This is a genomic window from Ruegeria sp. CDSA033 (genome assembly GCF_059612305.1).
In genome coordinates this window covers 24,416-37,706 of sequence record NZ_JBXWQI010000010.1, presented here as the reverse complement: position 1 = coordinate 37,706, position 13,291 = coordinate 24,416, and the positions used below count along the sequence as shown (strand labels likewise).

General features: G+C 58.1%; 16 protein-coding genes. 5 read left to right on the top strand and 11 right to left on the bottom strand.

Features of this window, described 5'->3' with window-relative positions; translation table 11 throughout:
* Window positions 1–104: 104 nt before the first annotated feature.
* Window positions 105–1,751, bottom strand: coding sequence for an electron transfer flavoprotein-ubiquinone oxidoreductase (locus tag AC2FLA_RS13885; RefSeq protein ID WP_496722904.1), 1,647 nt, complete (start codon window positions 1,749–1,751; stop codon window positions 105–107).
* Between the two features lie 135 nt (window positions 1,752–1,886).
* Window positions 1,887–2,342: a redox-sensitive transcriptional activator SoxR gene (gene soxR / locus AC2FLA_RS13880; RefSeq protein WP_058278822.1), complete on the bottom strand. Its 456-nt coding sequence runs from the start codon at window positions 2,340–2,342 to the stop codon at window positions 1,887–1,889.
* Between the two features lie 88 nt (window positions 2,343–2,430).
* On the opposite strand from soxR, the gene AC2FLA_RS13875 reads away from it, so the two are divergent.
* From AC2FLA_RS13875 to AC2FLA_RS13865, 3 genes are all read left to right on the top strand, one after another.
* Window positions 2,431–2,811: a VOC family protein gene (locus tag AC2FLA_RS13875; RefSeq protein WP_496722902.1), complete on the top strand. Its 381-nt coding sequence runs from the start codon at window positions 2,431–2,433 to the stop codon at window positions 2,809–2,811.
* A 241-nt stretch (window positions 2,812–3,052) separates the two neighbouring features.
* Window positions 3,053–3,523: a transcription elongation factor GreA gene (gene greA, locus AC2FLA_RS13870; protein ID WP_496722900.1), complete on the top strand. Its 471-nt coding sequence runs from the start codon at window positions 3,053–3,055 to the stop codon at window positions 3,521–3,523.
* A 14-nt stretch (window positions 3,524–3,537) separates the two neighbouring features.
* On the top strand, window positions 3,538–4,530 hold the full coding sequence (locus AC2FLA_RS13865) for a hypothetical protein (RefSeq protein WP_496722898.1): 993 nt from the start codon (window positions 3,538–3,540) through the stop codon (window positions 4,528–4,530).
* On the opposite strand, the gene AC2FLA_RS13860 is transcribed toward AC2FLA_RS13865, so the two are convergent.
* From AC2FLA_RS13860 to AC2FLA_RS13840, 5 genes are all read right to left on the bottom strand, one after another.
* On the bottom strand, window positions 4,531–5,796 hold the full coding sequence (locus tag AC2FLA_RS13860) for a molybdopterin-binding protein (protein ID WP_496722897.1): 1,266 nt from the start codon (window positions 5,794–5,796) through the stop codon (window positions 4,531–4,533).
* Complete coding sequence (gene mobB / locus AC2FLA_RS13855; protein WP_496722895.1) at window positions 5,793–6,284, bottom strand: molybdopterin-guanine dinucleotide biosynthesis protein B; 492 nt, start codon at window positions 6,282–6,284, stop codon at window positions 5,793–5,795. Before mobB ends, AC2FLA_RS13860 begins: the two co-directional genes overlap by 4 nt.
* The gene (gene mobA / locus AC2FLA_RS13850) at window positions 6,281–6,925 is read right to left on the bottom strand and encodes a molybdenum cofactor guanylyltransferase MobA (protein WP_496707322.1); all 645 of its coding nucleotides are present in this window, start codon (window positions 6,923–6,925) and stop codon (window positions 6,281–6,283) included. Before mobA ends, mobB begins: the two co-directional genes overlap by 4 nt.
* A 59-nt stretch (window positions 6,926–6,984) precedes the next feature.
* Window positions 6,985–7,938, bottom strand: a complete 954-nt coding sequence (locus AC2FLA_RS13845; protein ID WP_496722893.1) for an AEC family transporter — start codon at window positions 7,936–7,938, stop codon at window positions 6,985–6,987.
* A gap of 114 nt (window positions 7,939–8,052) precedes the next feature.
* Window positions 8,053–8,988 (bottom strand): formate dehydrogenase accessory sulfurtransferase FdhD, encoded by a 936-nt coding sequence (locus tag AC2FLA_RS13840; protein WP_496722891.1) that lies wholly within the window; start codon window positions 8,986–8,988, stop codon window positions 8,053–8,055.
* Between AC2FLA_RS13840 and AC2FLA_RS13835 the strand changes: the two genes are divergently transcribed.
* Both AC2FLA_RS13835 and AC2FLA_RS13830 read left to right on the top strand, forming a co-directional pair.
* Window positions 8,987–9,703, top strand: a complete 717-nt coding sequence (locus AC2FLA_RS13835) for an AzlC family ABC transporter permease (RefSeq protein WP_496722890.1) — start codon at window positions 8,987–8,989, stop codon at window positions 9,701–9,703. The two genes, AC2FLA_RS13840 and AC2FLA_RS13835, sit on opposite strands and share 2 nt — an antisense overlap.
* Window positions 9,700–10,032 carry an AzlD domain-containing protein gene (locus AC2FLA_RS13830; protein WP_109312939.1) on the top strand — a complete coding sequence of 111 codons (333 nt, stop codon included), beginning with the start codon at window positions 9,700–9,702 and terminating at the stop codon, window positions 10,030–10,032. The genes AC2FLA_RS13835 and AC2FLA_RS13830 overlap by 4 nt, the downstream gene beginning before the upstream one ends.
* Here the strand turns inward: AC2FLA_RS13830 and AC2FLA_RS13825 are convergent.
* The 4 genes from AC2FLA_RS13825 to AC2FLA_RS13810 form a co-directional block, all read right to left on the bottom strand.
* Window positions 10,021–10,653, bottom strand: coding sequence for a hypothetical protein (locus AC2FLA_RS13825; RefSeq protein WP_058278911.1), 633 nt, complete (start codon window positions 10,651–10,653; stop codon window positions 10,021–10,023). The genes AC2FLA_RS13830 and AC2FLA_RS13825 overlap by 12 nt on opposite strands.
* A gap of 18 nt (window positions 10,654–10,671) precedes the next feature.
* Window positions 10,672–10,806 (bottom strand): aa3-type cytochrome c oxidase subunit IV, encoded by a 135-nt coding sequence (locus AC2FLA_RS13820; RefSeq protein ID WP_058273578.1) that lies wholly within the window; start codon window positions 10,804–10,806, stop codon window positions 10,672–10,674.
* 68 nt (window positions 10,807–10,874) lie between these two features.
* Entirely contained in the window at window positions 10,875–11,435 is a 561-nt protein-coding gene (locus AC2FLA_RS13815; protein ID WP_496722888.1) for a hypothetical protein, read from the bottom strand.
* Window positions 11,422–13,260 (bottom strand): glycerophosphodiester phosphodiesterase, encoded by a 1,839-nt coding sequence (locus AC2FLA_RS13810; RefSeq protein ID WP_496722887.1) that lies wholly within the window; start codon window positions 13,258–13,260, stop codon window positions 11,422–11,424. Before AC2FLA_RS13810 ends, AC2FLA_RS13815 begins: the two co-directional genes overlap by 14 nt.
* Between the last annotated feature and the right edge of the window lie 31 nt (window positions 13,261–13,291).

Genomic DNA, 13,291 nt, shown 5'->3' with positions numbered 1-13,291 from the left:
CAAAATCCTGCCTTGCTATCGTTGACTGGACAACAAGCTAGGGCTTTGACCGGAAAGAGGCAATGGCAGAGCCTTCACGACCCCGCCATTGCCCATGTTTTCGCTTACATGTTGGGGTAGTTCGGTCCATCCCCGCCCTGCGGCGTGGTCCAGGTGATGTTCTGGCTGGGGTCCTTGATGTCGCAGGTTTTGCAGTGGACGCAGTTCTGGAAGTTGATGACGAATCGCGCGCCATCTTCATCCTCGACCATCTCGTACACGCCTGCCGGGCAATAGCGCTGCGCCGGTTCATCGTACTTAGGCATGTTTACTTTGACCGGGATTTCTGGATCGGCCAGCTTCAGGTGGCAAGGCTGGCTTTCCTCATGGTTGGTCATCGCAAAGGACACGTTGGTCAGACGATCAAAGGACAGTTTGCCATCGGGCTTTGGATAATCGATGGGCTTGTGCTTGCTGGCCTCTTCCGTCGATTCAGCATCGTTCTTGCCGTGACCCAGCGTGCCCAGCAGCGAAAAGCCCAGCGTGTTGGTCCACATGTCCATGCCGCCCAGCATCAGGCTGGCGGTCAGGCCGTATTTCGACCACAGCGGCTTAACGTTGCGCACCTTCTTCAGGTCTGCGCCGATTGCACCTTCGCGCACGTCGGTTTCATAGGCGGTCAGTTCATCACCCGAACGCTCGACCTTGATGGCATCAAACGCCGCTTCAGCCGCCGCTTTGCCCGACAACATCGCGTTGTGGTTGCCCTTAATGCGCGGCACGTTGACCATACCCGCGGAACAGCCCAACAGAGCCACGCCCGGCGCGACAAGCTTGGGCATCGACTGATAGCCACCCTCGGTAATCGCACGGGCACCGTAAGCGACGCGCTTGCCGCCTTTCAGCAGCTCGGCCACCATCGGGTGATGCTTGAAGCGCTGGAACTCCATGTACGGATACAGATGCGGGTTCTTGTAGTTCAGGTGAACCACGAAACCGACATAGACCTGATTGTTTTCAAGGTGATAGATGAACGACCCGCCGCCCGCGTTGCTGCCCAGCGGCCAACCCATGGTGTGCGTGACCGAGCCGTCCTTGTGCTTGGCCGGGTCGATTTCCCAGATCTCTTTCATGCCCACGCCGTATTTCTGCACCTCTTTGCCAGCAGAGAGGTCATACTTGGCGATCACTTCCTTGGACAGCGAACCGCGCACACCTTCCGACAGGAAGACGTATTTGCCATGCAGCTCCATGCCCGGCTCGGTCTGCGGCCCGTATGATCCATCAGGCTCTAGGCCGAAGACACCGGCGACGACGCCTTTGACTTCGCCATTGTCGCCATAAACCAGTTCCGAACACGCCATGCCGGGGAAGATTTCCACGCCCAGCTCTTCCGCCTGTTCAGCCATCCAGCGGCAGACATTGCCCATCGAAACGATGTAGTTGCCGTGGTTGTTCATCAGCGGCGGCATTGGGAAGTTGGGAATGCGAATCTTGCCCGCCTCGCCCAGCATGTAGAAGTTGTCTTCATGCACCGGCACGTTCAGCGGCGCGCCTTTTTCTTTCCAGTCCGGGATCAGTGCGTCCAGCCCGCAAGGGTCCAGAACTGCGCCCGACAGGATATGCGCGCCCACTTCCGAGCCCTTTTCCAGAACCACGACGTTCAGGTCGGCATCCAGCTGTTTCAGACGGATGGCCGCCGACAGGCCCGCGGGGCCTGCGCCCACGATCACCACGTCGTATTCCATCGCTTCGCGTTCAATCTCGGCCATCGCGGGCTCCCTAGCTAACTTTCCGAATTGGCGCTTTCACTGCATGCTCTGCGCAATTTTGTTTCACGGCTGATTACATGGTCGCAAACACCTTGGTCAATCAAAACACGGCGTAACTTTGCTGCAATGCGGCAGTTATGCCTCGGGTGAGTCCCCCATCAGGTACCTGGGACCGCTACCATTGGATTTTGCGCGGTCATCCGGATTGTAGAGGGCGCATTTCGGCAGGCTTAGACATCCGCAGCCGATGCAGCCATCCAAATTGTCGCGCAAACGCGTCAGGGTATCGATTCGCTGGTCCAGATGGGCCCTTAGCCCCTTGCTGATGTCCTGCCAATCCTGCGGTGTTGGCGTGCGGTTTCCGGGCAGGCCAGACAGGACCTCGCGGATCTCGGGCAGGGTCAGTCCGAACTGCTGTGCGATCATCACAAAACTCAGGCGTCTGATATCTGCGCGCTGATATCGCCGCTGCCCGCCCGCATTGCGCCACGGCGATATCAGACCTTGCGCCTCATAATACCGGATCGCCGAAACGGCCAAGCCTGTGCGCCGGGCCAATGCGCCAATTGCCAACCCTTCCGAAGCCGCCATCACATTCTCCTGAAAAATACCTTGATCTAAAGTTAGGTTTAGGAAGTACGGTGAGTCGGGACAAGCCTCAAAACACGAAGGAGATCCCATGATGGCGACACTTGAACACACCAATTTCACCGTTCGCGACCCGCAGGCCTCGGCTGCGTGGATGCACAAGGTGTTCGGTTGGAAAACACGCTGGGAAGGCCCGGCAATTGCGGGCGGCTACACAGTTCACGTGGGCTCCAAGCACACCTATCTGGCCCTTTACGCGCCCAGCGATCCACAACCGTCCGGGGAAAGCAGCTATGACATCGTCGGCGGGCTGAACCATGTGGGTGTTCTGGTCGAAGACATCGACGCGACCGAGAAAAAGGTGATCGACGCCGGTTTCACGCCCAAGTCCCATGCTGATTATGAACCGGGTCGGCGGTTCTATTTCAATGACGACAATGACATCGAATTTGAAGTGATTAGCTACGATTAAGGCGTTCTGGGAAACACCTGATAGATTCTTCATCGCCAATGCCCCGAGAGCGCGAAGCGCGACAGAGCATTGGCGATTCAGACTTTTCCCGAACATCATAGGCCGTAATCCGCGCGTTGCGCGACCAAGCCCCCTTGCAATTCACGCCTCATTTGGGTCAGTTAATTGACGACCCATCAAATCGCCCCGACGCGTGTCTCATGCGGCGGGGCGAACCAATTTATGCGTGGACGACAAGAACATGGAAAAAATTCCAATGACGCCTGCGGGTAATGCCGCGCTTGGGGCGGAGCTCAAAAACCTCAAGTCCGTCGAGCGCCCGGCGATCATCGAAGCCATCGCCACAGCGCGCGAGCTGGGCGACCTGAAAGAGAATGCCGAGTATCATTCGGCCCGAGAAAAGCAGGGCTTCATCGAAGGTCGCATCAAAGAGCTGGAAGGCATTCTGTCGCTTGCCGATGTGATCGACCCCGCCAAACTGAACGGCGCGATCAAATTTGGCGCAAAGGTCACCCTGGTGGATGAAGACACTGACGAGGAAAAGACCTGGCAGATTGTTGGCGAATACGAAGCCAGCATTGAAAACGGCCTGCTGAATATCAAATCCCCCATCGCGCGGGCATTGATCGGCAAGGAAGAAGGCGACAGTGTCGAAGTACGCACCCCCGGCGGTGTGCGGTCCTATGAAGTTCTAAGTATCGAGTATGCCTGACCGGAGCCTTGACCATGTCAGAGCCCAATCCCGAACAAGATCCCGAACGGCCAACCCCTTTGGGTATATATGATAAGCCTTCGCATCCTTCGGTGACCGAGATCGAGATCGTTGCCGTCGCGCTTAGCGTGGTTTGGCTGATCGTGTCGATTGTGTTTCTGGTGCTTCCCGACAAGGTCGATGGCGGCGGATTCGTTGTGACCCTGCTGGCTGTTTTCATGCCGGTGGCGATGATTTGGGTCGCCGCTATGGCGATGCGTGCCAGCCGCGTCATGCGCGAGGAAAGCGCCCGGCTGCAGACCGCGATAGATGCAATCCGTCAGGCTTACGTGATTCAGCAACAGCGCGCCGCCAGCTTGCAAGAACCCGGTGTCAGCAAAAAGCTGGACGAAATCGCCGAGACCGCCAAAAAAGCAGAAACCGCGCTGGCAACGTTTTCGTCGAAACGGGCCGAGCCGGTTCGCGGCGAAGCATCAGTTGCCACAGGCGACCAGACGTCTTTGGAACTGGGCACTTCGGCCGAAGATATCGCGCTGCCATTGACGACCGATACCTTCATTCGAGCGCTGAATTTCCCTGAAACGCAGGATGATGCTGAAGGGTTCGACGCCCTTAGGTTGGCGCTACGGGATCGCAAGACAGCCCAACTGGTGCAGGCTTCGCAGGACGTGCTTACCCTGCTGAGCCAGGAAGGCATCTATATGGATGACCTGCGCCCGGATATGGCGCGTCCCGAAATCTGGCGACAGTTTGCACAGGGCGCACGCGGCCGCGCGGTTGCCGCGTTGGGCGGGATCAGGGACCGGTCCTCGCTGGCACTGACGGCAGCACGGATGAAGCAGGACCCGATATTCCGGGACGCCGTGCACCATTTCCTGCGCCGTTTTGATCACATGATTGTTGAATTTGAACCGATTGCCAGCGACGCGGATCTGACGGCTTTGGGCGACACGCGAACCGCCCGTGCGTTCATGCTGTTGGGACGTGTGGCGGGCACCTTCGATTGATCACAGCCCAAAGCTGCCATAGGGAATGAACCGCACCAGATCGCCCGGCCTGATGTGACATGCGCCATCCTGAACCTCGACCAATCCCTCGGCCCAGCTAAGGCCGCTGATACGACCCGAGCCTTCCGATGCAAAAACTTCGACCCGACCGTCTCGGACACGGGCCCGCAAGTACTCGCGCCGCCCCGGTTTTTTGCGCTTCTCGAAATTGGCTGGCAGGTCGAACCCCTGCGGCTGTGACCAGCCTTCGCCCGCCATCAGACCCAGCGCAGGACGGGCAAAGATCAACGTACAGACTTTGGCAGCGACGGGATTACCCGGCAGGCCAAATACGGGCGTTTCGTTCCACATACCCAGCGCCAAAGGGCGCCCGGGCTTTAGCGCAATACGCCACTCCTGCATCGCACCGGCCTCTCGTAACAGGGCCGAGACGTGATCCTCATCCCCGGCGGACGCGCCGCCGCTGGTCAGAATGACGTCGGCCTGTTCCGACGCCTTGTCCAGCCTGTCCCGCAGATCTTCCCGGTCGTCGGACACGCGCCCCATATCCACCGGCTCATAGCCCAGCCGCGCGATCATCGACAACAGCATCGGACGGTTGGCGTCAAATATTTGGCCGGGTCCGGCAGAGTTTCCAGGCTCGACCAGCTCATCCCCGGTCGAGAGAACCGCAACGCGCAGCGTCTTGCGTACCGCGACCTCGGATATCCCGGTGGCCGACAAAAGGGCCATGTCAGCGGGGGTAAGCCTGCGACCGGCAGGCAAAACCAAATCGCCCTCGGCGACATCTTCGCCAGCTTTGCGTGTGTTTGCGCCCTGTTTCAGCGGGCCGTGAAAGGCGATGTGGCCATCCTGAACGGTCACGTCTTCTTCCAGTATGACAGTATCCACGCCGGCAGGCAGCGCTGCGCCGGTCAACACGCGCAGCGCCTTGCCATGTGGCACCGTGCCATCAAACGGAATACCAGCCGCAGCGCGCCCATCCTGCAGCGGCATCACTTGGGGACCCTCGGGGGCAGCCCCGGAAAACCCATAACCATCCACGGCCGTGTTCGGTTGCGGCGGGTTTGAACGTTTCGCAAAAACGTCTTCTGCCAGTATCCGCCCCACAGCCTGCCCGATCAGAGCTGTTTCGACCGAAGTCACCACCGTCAACCGAGATCGCAACAAGGCCAGCGCTTCGTCAACAGGTGTCCAGTTGACCCCTGCAGGCAAGGCAAAACAATCGTTTCGCAGGGGCGGAGGCGTGATGTTTGGCGGCGTCATAATCCGACCTCTTTCAAGATGAAATCCGCGACTGCAGCGGTGTTGTCCAGATCAAACACCGGAACCTTTACCTGCAGGGGCGTATCGCTGGCGACAGCGCGGATCGTACTGTTTTCCGGGGCCATCAACGCATTGCCGGCCTCGGCACGAAACGCTTCGACCTTGGGGTGGCTTTCTCGTTTGAAACCTTCGATCAGTACGAGATCGACCGGAAGCAGCCGAGCCAGAAGATCAGCCAAAGGCGGCTCAGGTGCCCCGCGCAGTTCTTGCATCACGGCAATACGCTTGCCGGATGCCAATAGCACCTCGGACGCACCGGCTTCTCGATGGCGGAAGCTGTCGGTTCCGGTCTGGTCGACATCAACCGCGTGATGGGCATGTTTGACCGTCGAAACTGAAAAGCCGCGCCCGGTAATCTCGGTCACTAACCGCTCCACTAGGCCGGTCTTGCCTGCGTTTTTCCAGCCGGTGACGCCGAAGATCCTCATGCCTGTTCCAGCAGCTTTTGCGCCCGCGCCAAATCGTCGGGCGTGTTGACGTTGAAGAAGGGATCGAAAGGTTCCGCGGGAAACAAAGCTTCACGACCGTCATGTTTGTCGGTCCACAGCACAACTTTGCGCAGCCCGTCATTCAAGGCAACCCGCAGATCATCGCGCAGCGCGACAGGCCAAAGGCCAAAAGTGGGGTGTCGGTTGACCCGCTTGCCGCCGCCGGACTTCAGCGCTTCATCCCCGGTGCGCGGCGTGGTGGCCAGCACCAGAGGATGTGTTTGCCCTTGGGCAGCGTCGGTCAGCCGCGCCACAAGATCGCGTGGAAAAAACGGCGTGTCGGCAGCGGCTGTGACTATGCTGTCGGCGCCTTGCTTAGCAGCCCAGTCGAGCCCCGCCAGCACACCCGCCAAAGGCCCGGCGAAACCTTCGATGGTATCGGGCAGAACCGGCAGGTTCAGATCGGCGAACCGCTCGGGGTCGCCATTGGCGTTCAACGCCAGACCGTCGACCTGCGGGCCAAACCGGTCAATGACATGAGACAGCAGGCTTTGGCCCCCGATCTGCAACAGACCCTTGTCGCCGCCGCCCATACGGGTGGCGAGGCCGCCTGCGAGGATTACGCCCAAAGGGGTGTTCATTGCTGCACCTTGTTGCTTGCGTCCGAGTGATCAATAGATCGCAACTTTGTAGAGCGAACTCAATTCAATTGGAACGCGGTAGGATGCAGATGATGCAGGACAAACAGCCACAGGATCAAAGTCCCGACCGCCAGGAACGAGGTCGCCGACACGATGTGAGCGGCGAGCTGCGGCTCCCGATCATAATGTTTGGCCAGCAAAAAGATACTCTTCGCCGTGGGCGCCGCTGCAGAGACCGTCGCCGCAATGATCCAAAGCGGATCCAGCCCAATCAAATGCCCAGCAAGCAGCACCACTCCCGGAACAACGAGAAGTTTTATTACCGTCAAGAACAGGATCATCGGTCCAGTCTGAACAATCGTGCGAACACTTGTGGTAAACCCGATCGCAAACAACGCAACAGCTGCAAGTGCCTGGCTCATAAGCTCTAAATAATCCGAGACGGCGTCAGAAAACCCAATACCTGTGAAAGAGTAAAGAACGCCCAACAACGTTGCCGCTATTATCGGGTTCTTCAGAACATTCAAAAGGATCTTGTAAATAGGTGTATTGGCGCTTGCCTTGTGCCCGGCCGAAGTTTCTAGAATGGTGGTCATGATCAACAGCAGAATGGCGACCACCAGATTTGCCAATACAGCCGGCAGCGCCCCCTTTGACCCAAAAATCGAATGAAGGATGGGCAACGCAACCAAAGCTGTGTTCGAGGCGACGCCAGCAAACGCCAAAACGGTTGCTGATCCGACCTGAAAACTCGTCAGCGCTTTCAAACCGATGAACAGAACGGCAAAAAGAGCCAGTATCGTACCGCCATACGACACGTAGAAACTGTAGTTTAGAAGGTTCTCAAACTTCTCCTGACCAATCAGGTAAAACATGATGGCGGGGATCAGGACGTAAACAGCAAATTGCACCAGAGCTTCTGACGTGTCTTCACCCAGAAGTTTCGTCCAAGAAAACACGTACCCCGTCAAGATCACCGCGAAGACCGGTGCAATCAAACTGATTAATTCCATAGCTTCCCTACGTGGCAACCATCTAAAATTCTACCCTGAGTTGCTCCACACTAGTGTATATCTTCTGGAACTTGCAGAATTTTCTCACATCTGGTTACCCAATGGATTTCAGGACTAGGAACTTTTCCTTTTGTGCTTCTTATCTTCGACCGCAACGGTAGACGGGTCTACATCGCGCACCAGACGATCCTCACCTGAAAGACATACAAAGCGCTGCCCACGCATACGGCCGATCAATGTCAGTCCGACTTCGCGAGCGATCTCTACGCCCCATGCGGTGAAGCCCGATCGAGACGCTAGAACCGGGATGCCCATCATCGCGGTCTTGATCACCATTTCCGAGGTCAGGCGTCCGGTGGTGTAGAGGATTTTGTCTTCAGCCCCCTCACCTTCTGACAGCATCCAACCCGCGATCTTGTCGACAGCGTTGTGCCGGCCCACGTCTTCCATATAGACCAACGGGCGGTTCTCGTGACACAGCACTGTACCGTGGATCGCCCCGGCCTCAAGATACAGCGACGGGGTGCGGTTGATCTGGGCGGCCAGATCATAGAGCCACGAGGTGCGAACCGAGACCTGCGGCAAGCGCGCGCCCTCCAAACCCTCCATCATGTCACCGAACACCGTGCCGACTGCGCAGCCGCTGGTGCGGGTCTTTTTCTTCAGTTTGTCCTCATACGAGGTCGCGCGCGCGGTACGCACCACTACGGTTTCCAGATCTTCATCGTAATCGACGCGCGTGATCTCATCATCAACCAGCAGCATCCCCTGATTGCGCAGGAACCCCAGCGCCAGATACTCGGGGTAGTCACCGATCGTCATCGCCGTCACGATCTCTTGCGAATTCAGGAAAATCGTCAGCGGGCGTTCCTCGACCACCGAGATCTCGCTGACCTCACCATTCTGGTCCACGCCTTCAACGGCGCGGGTCAGGCGGGGCGCACCGGGATCTGGGGCGATGATGTAGCCTGACTGGTTCTGTTCCGTGGCCAATTGCAACCCTTTCCCAAGACCGCTACTGCTGCGGGGATCACCATAGGATTTAGCCATGGCAGACACCACATCCAAGTCATACTTCTGGAAGGGTTTTCGCGACGGGACCCCGTTCATTTTTGTGGCGATCCCGTTTGGCACCCTGTTTGGCGTTTTCGCGACTGAGGCCGGGTTGAACATCGTGCAAACCATGGCCTTTACGTCCACGGTGTTTGCGGGTGCTGCGCAGTTTGCCGCACTGCAATTGCTGCAGGATCAGACGCCGACGGCCATTATTCTTGTTTCTGCTCTGGCGGTGAACCTGCGGATGGCGATGTATTCAGCGTCACTGACCCCCTATTTGGGGGCTGCGCCGATGTGGCAACGGGCGTTCGCCGCCTATCTGACCGTCGATCAATCTTATGCCTGCTCAATCGTGCAGTTTGAAAAAGAACCCAAAATGACCGTCCCACAACGCATGGCCTATTTCGTGGGCTCGGTCACGCCCATCACGCCGTTATGGATATTTGCGACTTATCTGGGCGCGGTTCTTGGCACACGCATCCCCGAAAGCTGGGCGCTGGACTTTGCCTTGCCGATCACATTTCTGGCAATGATCGGACCAATGATGCGCACCCTGCCCCATGTGGTGGCTGCGCTGGTCGCCATTGTCGTTTCTTTGTTGACCGCTGGCATCCCATACAATCTGGGCCTGCTGATTGCCGGATGTGCCGGCATGATGGCCGGTGCTCAGGCCGAATTGTTCGCCGAACGCAGAAAGGCCACACAATGACCCCTGTTGATCCGGTCACGATCTGGTCCATCATCATTGGACTTGCCATTGGCAGTTATAGTTTGCGGTTTGTCTTTATCGGCCTCGTCGGGGATCGCCCGATGCCTCCCTGGCTGTTGCGCCATTTGCGCTATACCGCTGTCGCCATCCTGCCCGCCCTGATTGCACCGCTGGTTGTTTGGCCAACCGCAACCGAAGGGCAGCCCGACATTCCACGGATGGCGGCCGCCGCGGTTGCGCTAAGCGTTGGAGTGATCACAAAGAATGTGCTGGCAGCAATCTTCAGCGGCGCCGCAATCCTGTACGGATTGCTGTACTTATTGGGTTGAGACCGTTTCTAGTTGGTTCAGTGCCGCATTGTTGGCGGCCAGACCTTTTTGCAGGTCGGCATCGTCGTTCTCACGATACTCCGTTGTCACAACACCCGGAATCTGACCGAACTGATCTGACAGCTTGACCGGAAAAAAGGTCACGTCGATCTGTTCGAACCCCGGAACCTGTTTCAACAGCGACGCGGTGGAATTCGCACAATAGGCGCCAGCGACCGGACCGGATTGTTTGGCCAGTTGCAAGGCAATCTCAGCCTGTTGCGGGCTTACCTGAATCGTTTGGATACGCGCATAATGCGTTTCGCGCGCGTGCGAGCTGCGATAGGCGCGCTCGGCATTAGGGGTGATGCCGTACAGCACGTCGTCCTTGATCGGAACCACATCTGCGCGGAAAGACCCCGCAGGATCAAAGATCACCCGCTCGCTGCCGCTGATCATCAATGAGGTATGCGCACCAGACCCGGTGCGCGTGCTGATCATCGTATAAAGCGTCAGGGTCGAAGGCCCCGGATCACGATAGGATCGGGCAACGACCTCGGCCCGGTCGGCTTGCGGACGCTGCGATCCCGTGCAGCCAGCAACAGTTGCTGCCAGCAGGCAGGCAATCAAAATCCGGATCAAGGTCAACCCCGTTTTGGATTATGCGGCGAAGACCGCCAGGAACAGGCAAAGGAGGGCGATGGCAACCACACACCATGTGGTGGCTTTGACGAAACCATCAAAGGTTTTGGTTTGAACAGTGATATCCATTTCGCCGTGCTTGTGTTCAGCCATGAGTCTCAGAATCCTAATTCGCGTGTTTGAAATGTTGGATAATGGAAAATCCGGGGCCTGTCACCACGTCATTCGCGCGCAGGGGCCAAAGGTGGGAACACCGAGCACCCCGGATACCCAAAACCCCAACGCCAGGGCAGGCCCGAACAGGGGCCGCCGCCGAATCGGACCGCCGCATACATCGCCTCGGCCGTGACAGAATGAGCGGTGCGAATCTGTTCGGCCGTCATGTCATAGCGCTCGGCATATTCCTCGGCATGGTCTGTCCCATGCTTTTTGACGCAAGCACGCAGGGTCTCGTCTGCAGACAGGCGTGCGTCATAGCTGTCTTCGGCCCGCAAAGCCCCGCCAGCATGGTGATAGGCGCGATCATGGGTCACACAGCAGTATTCCCACGGTGGGTGCGCCTCATACAGTCCCCGAAAGCTGGGGAACGTATCCGCCACAAAGCGCCAACTGGCCGAAAGACCACCCGAACAGCCATCCGTTTCAAACGGGGTCAACTCTGCGCTGCTGCGCTCCGCCATCAGGGCGCGATGTGCTGGTAGCTCAAAGCTGCGCATGACGTCTTGCGCGAAGGCTGGCGCGGCACTCACCAAAAGGATTGCCGCCAGATTAAGGGCTTTCATCGCGCATCGCCTCAGTATCAAAGGACATGCCAAAGGTCGTCGCCAACCATAACAACAACCGCTCTGCCGGCCCCAATTCGGCGCGCACACGCAGAACTTCATTTGCCATCGCTGGTCGGTCCGTGATCAGCCCATCCACCCCCATCGACGCCATCGCCGACATTTGCAGCGGATCATTCACTGTCCAGACATAGATGTCCTTACCCGCCGCATGGACCGAATTGACCAAACCCGGCGTCGCCATCGCGGCGTTCACCGCAACAAAATCACCTTCGAGACCTGAGAGATTACCCACAGCAGTCGCGGCCAGAACACCGGCGCGCCAGTCGGGGCGAATCGTCTTCATCTTTTGCACTGCCGGGTATTTCAGGGACATCGTTGCAATGTCGTCCTGCATGCCCAGTTCTTCGACGAGGGCGACAACCCGATTCTCAAGGTCTACGTCGTGGCCGTAGTATTTCAGTTCGATAATGACCTTGGCCTTGCCCTTCGCGGCCTCCAGCACGTCACGCAGCGTCGGCGTCCGCTCATCTGCGTATTCAGGGCCAAACCAGCTGCCGATGTCGATCTGATCGATATCCTCCATCGTGGCATCCCACACCTTTAGGTTAACACCGGCCAGTTTCATGAAATCACTGTCATGGGCGACGATGACTACATCATCCGCTGTTTCCTGCACGTCGATCTCAACCCAGTCGGCCCCGTCCTCGATCGCCTTGAGAACCGAGGCCATCGTGTTTTCGGGCTTCAGCGCGGCAGCGCCGCGATGACCGATAACCTCTGCACGGTCCGATGCCTGCACCCTTTCCAGAAGGTGCTGCCCGAACCATATCCCAACAAGAACAGCAACGATGGCGGCCCCAACAGCCGTGACCATTGTTCTGCGCAGGTTGCGCGGCTTTGGAGGGGTTGGTTCCGATGTCTGGATATCAAAGAACCCATCGAGCAGAACTGCCAATGCGCCCAGAGCCGTGGCTGCCAATACCAGTCCGGCCAGTGACCAGATACCGGCGACGGCGAGGCTGTAAATCAGGGCCAATCTCAGGTTGGCTGCGCCTTGCAGCGGCACCAGTGCGAACAAAAGCCCGGCCAACCAGGCGATCACGGCAGCGATGACAAAGCGCACAGCCAGCCACATGGCCAGTTCTACCTTGAGGCGTCCGCGCTTACCTTCCATCCGACTGGCACTGATGCCAAACGCATGTCCGGGGTGAACGCCCTCGAACAAAACCAAATGCAGCGACAAAGCCCAGGCTGACAGGCGTCGGATCAACACCCAGGCCATAGCCAGCGCAACCGCCCCGATCAGCACCACAGCCACCCAGAATGAGGGCGGGTGGAATGTCAGATAATAGTTGATGTCATATTCAGTCAGCGTCCACCACGCGATCACGGCAGAAACGATCGCAAAGGGCAGAACCAACAGCAAAACGCGCACAACAAAGCGCACCGCAAATCCGAACAGGGATGGAAGCCGCGACAGGATCAGCCTGATCGAAGAACTGCCGGCGCGCCATGGGTCCGGCTCTGCCATCCGCAGCGACCCGGCCATGACCGAGAAGACAAACACTTCGGCCAGTAGAAACAGGCTGAGCACCACAACGGCCGCAATAAACCCGGCAGGTGAGAGAATGAATGCAGCGATCGCCTGATCAGTCAGCGCCGTCTGGTTGGATAGCGATACGGCAAGATTCACCGTGATCGCCACGCCGGGCGCAATCAGCGCAACCAAAAGCAGGCGCACAACAAGATAGATCGGCACAAAGACACGGCGACGGGCCCACGCACCTTTGTAGGCACTTGTAACGGCAGAGAAAGTGGTCACGCGAGGCCCCCTTGAATGGTAAACTCATTCA

Excerpts from the sequence above, each read along its gene's own strand:
- AC2FLA_RS13875 (WP_496722902.1), top strand. The coding sequence starts at position 2,431 with ATGATGGCGACACTTGAACACACCAATTTCACCGTTCGCGACCCGCAG.
- soxR (WP_058278822.1), bottom strand. The coding sequence starts at position 2,342 with ATGGCGGCTTCGGAAGGGTTGGCAATTGGCGCATTGGCCCGGCGCACA.
- AC2FLA_RS13835 (WP_496722890.1), top strand. The coding sequence starts at position 8,987 with ATGGCAGACACCACATCCAAGTCATACTTCTGGAAGGGTTTTCGCGAC.
- AC2FLA_RS13865 (WP_496722898.1), top strand. The coding sequence starts at position 3,538 with ATGTCAGAGCCCAATCCCGAACAAGATCCCGAACGGCCAACCCCTTTG.
- AC2FLA_RS13840 (WP_496722891.1), bottom strand. The coding sequence starts at position 8,988 with ATGGCTAAATCCTATGGTGATCCCCGCAGCAGTAGCGGTCTTGGGAAA.
- AC2FLA_RS13830 (WP_109312939.1), top strand. The coding sequence starts at position 9,700 with ATGACCCCTGTTGATCCGGTCACGATCTGGTCCATCATCATTGGACTT.
- AC2FLA_RS13860 (WP_496722897.1), bottom strand. The coding sequence starts at position 5,796 with ATGACGCCGCCAAACATCACGCCTCCGCCCCTGCGAAACGATTGTTTT.
- mobB (WP_496722895.1), bottom strand. The coding sequence starts at position 6,284 with ATGAGGATCTTCGGCGTCACCGGCTGGAAAAACGCAGGCAAGACCGGC.
- AC2FLA_RS13885 (WP_496722904.1), bottom strand. The coding sequence starts at position 1,751 with ATGGCCGAGATTGAACGCGAAGCGATGGAATACGACGTGGTGATCGTG.
- mobA (WP_496707322.1), bottom strand. The coding sequence starts at position 6,925 with ATGAACACCCCTTTGGGCGTAATCCTCGCAGGCGGCCTCGCCACCCGT.
- AC2FLA_RS13815 (WP_496722888.1), bottom strand. The coding sequence starts at position 11,435 with ATGAAAGCCCTTAATCTGGCGGCAATCCTTTTGGTGAGTGCCGCGCCA.
- greA (WP_496722900.1), top strand. The coding sequence starts at position 3,053 with ATGGAAAAAATTCCAATGACGCCTGCGGGTAATGCCGCGCTTGGGGCG.
- AC2FLA_RS13845 (WP_496722893.1), bottom strand. The coding sequence starts at position 7,938 with ATGGAATTAATCAGTTTGATTGCACCGGTCTTCGCGGTGATCTTGACG.
- AC2FLA_RS13820 (WP_058273578.1), bottom strand. The coding sequence starts at position 10,806 with ATGGCTGAACACAAGCACGGCGAAATGGATATCACTGTTCAAACCAAA.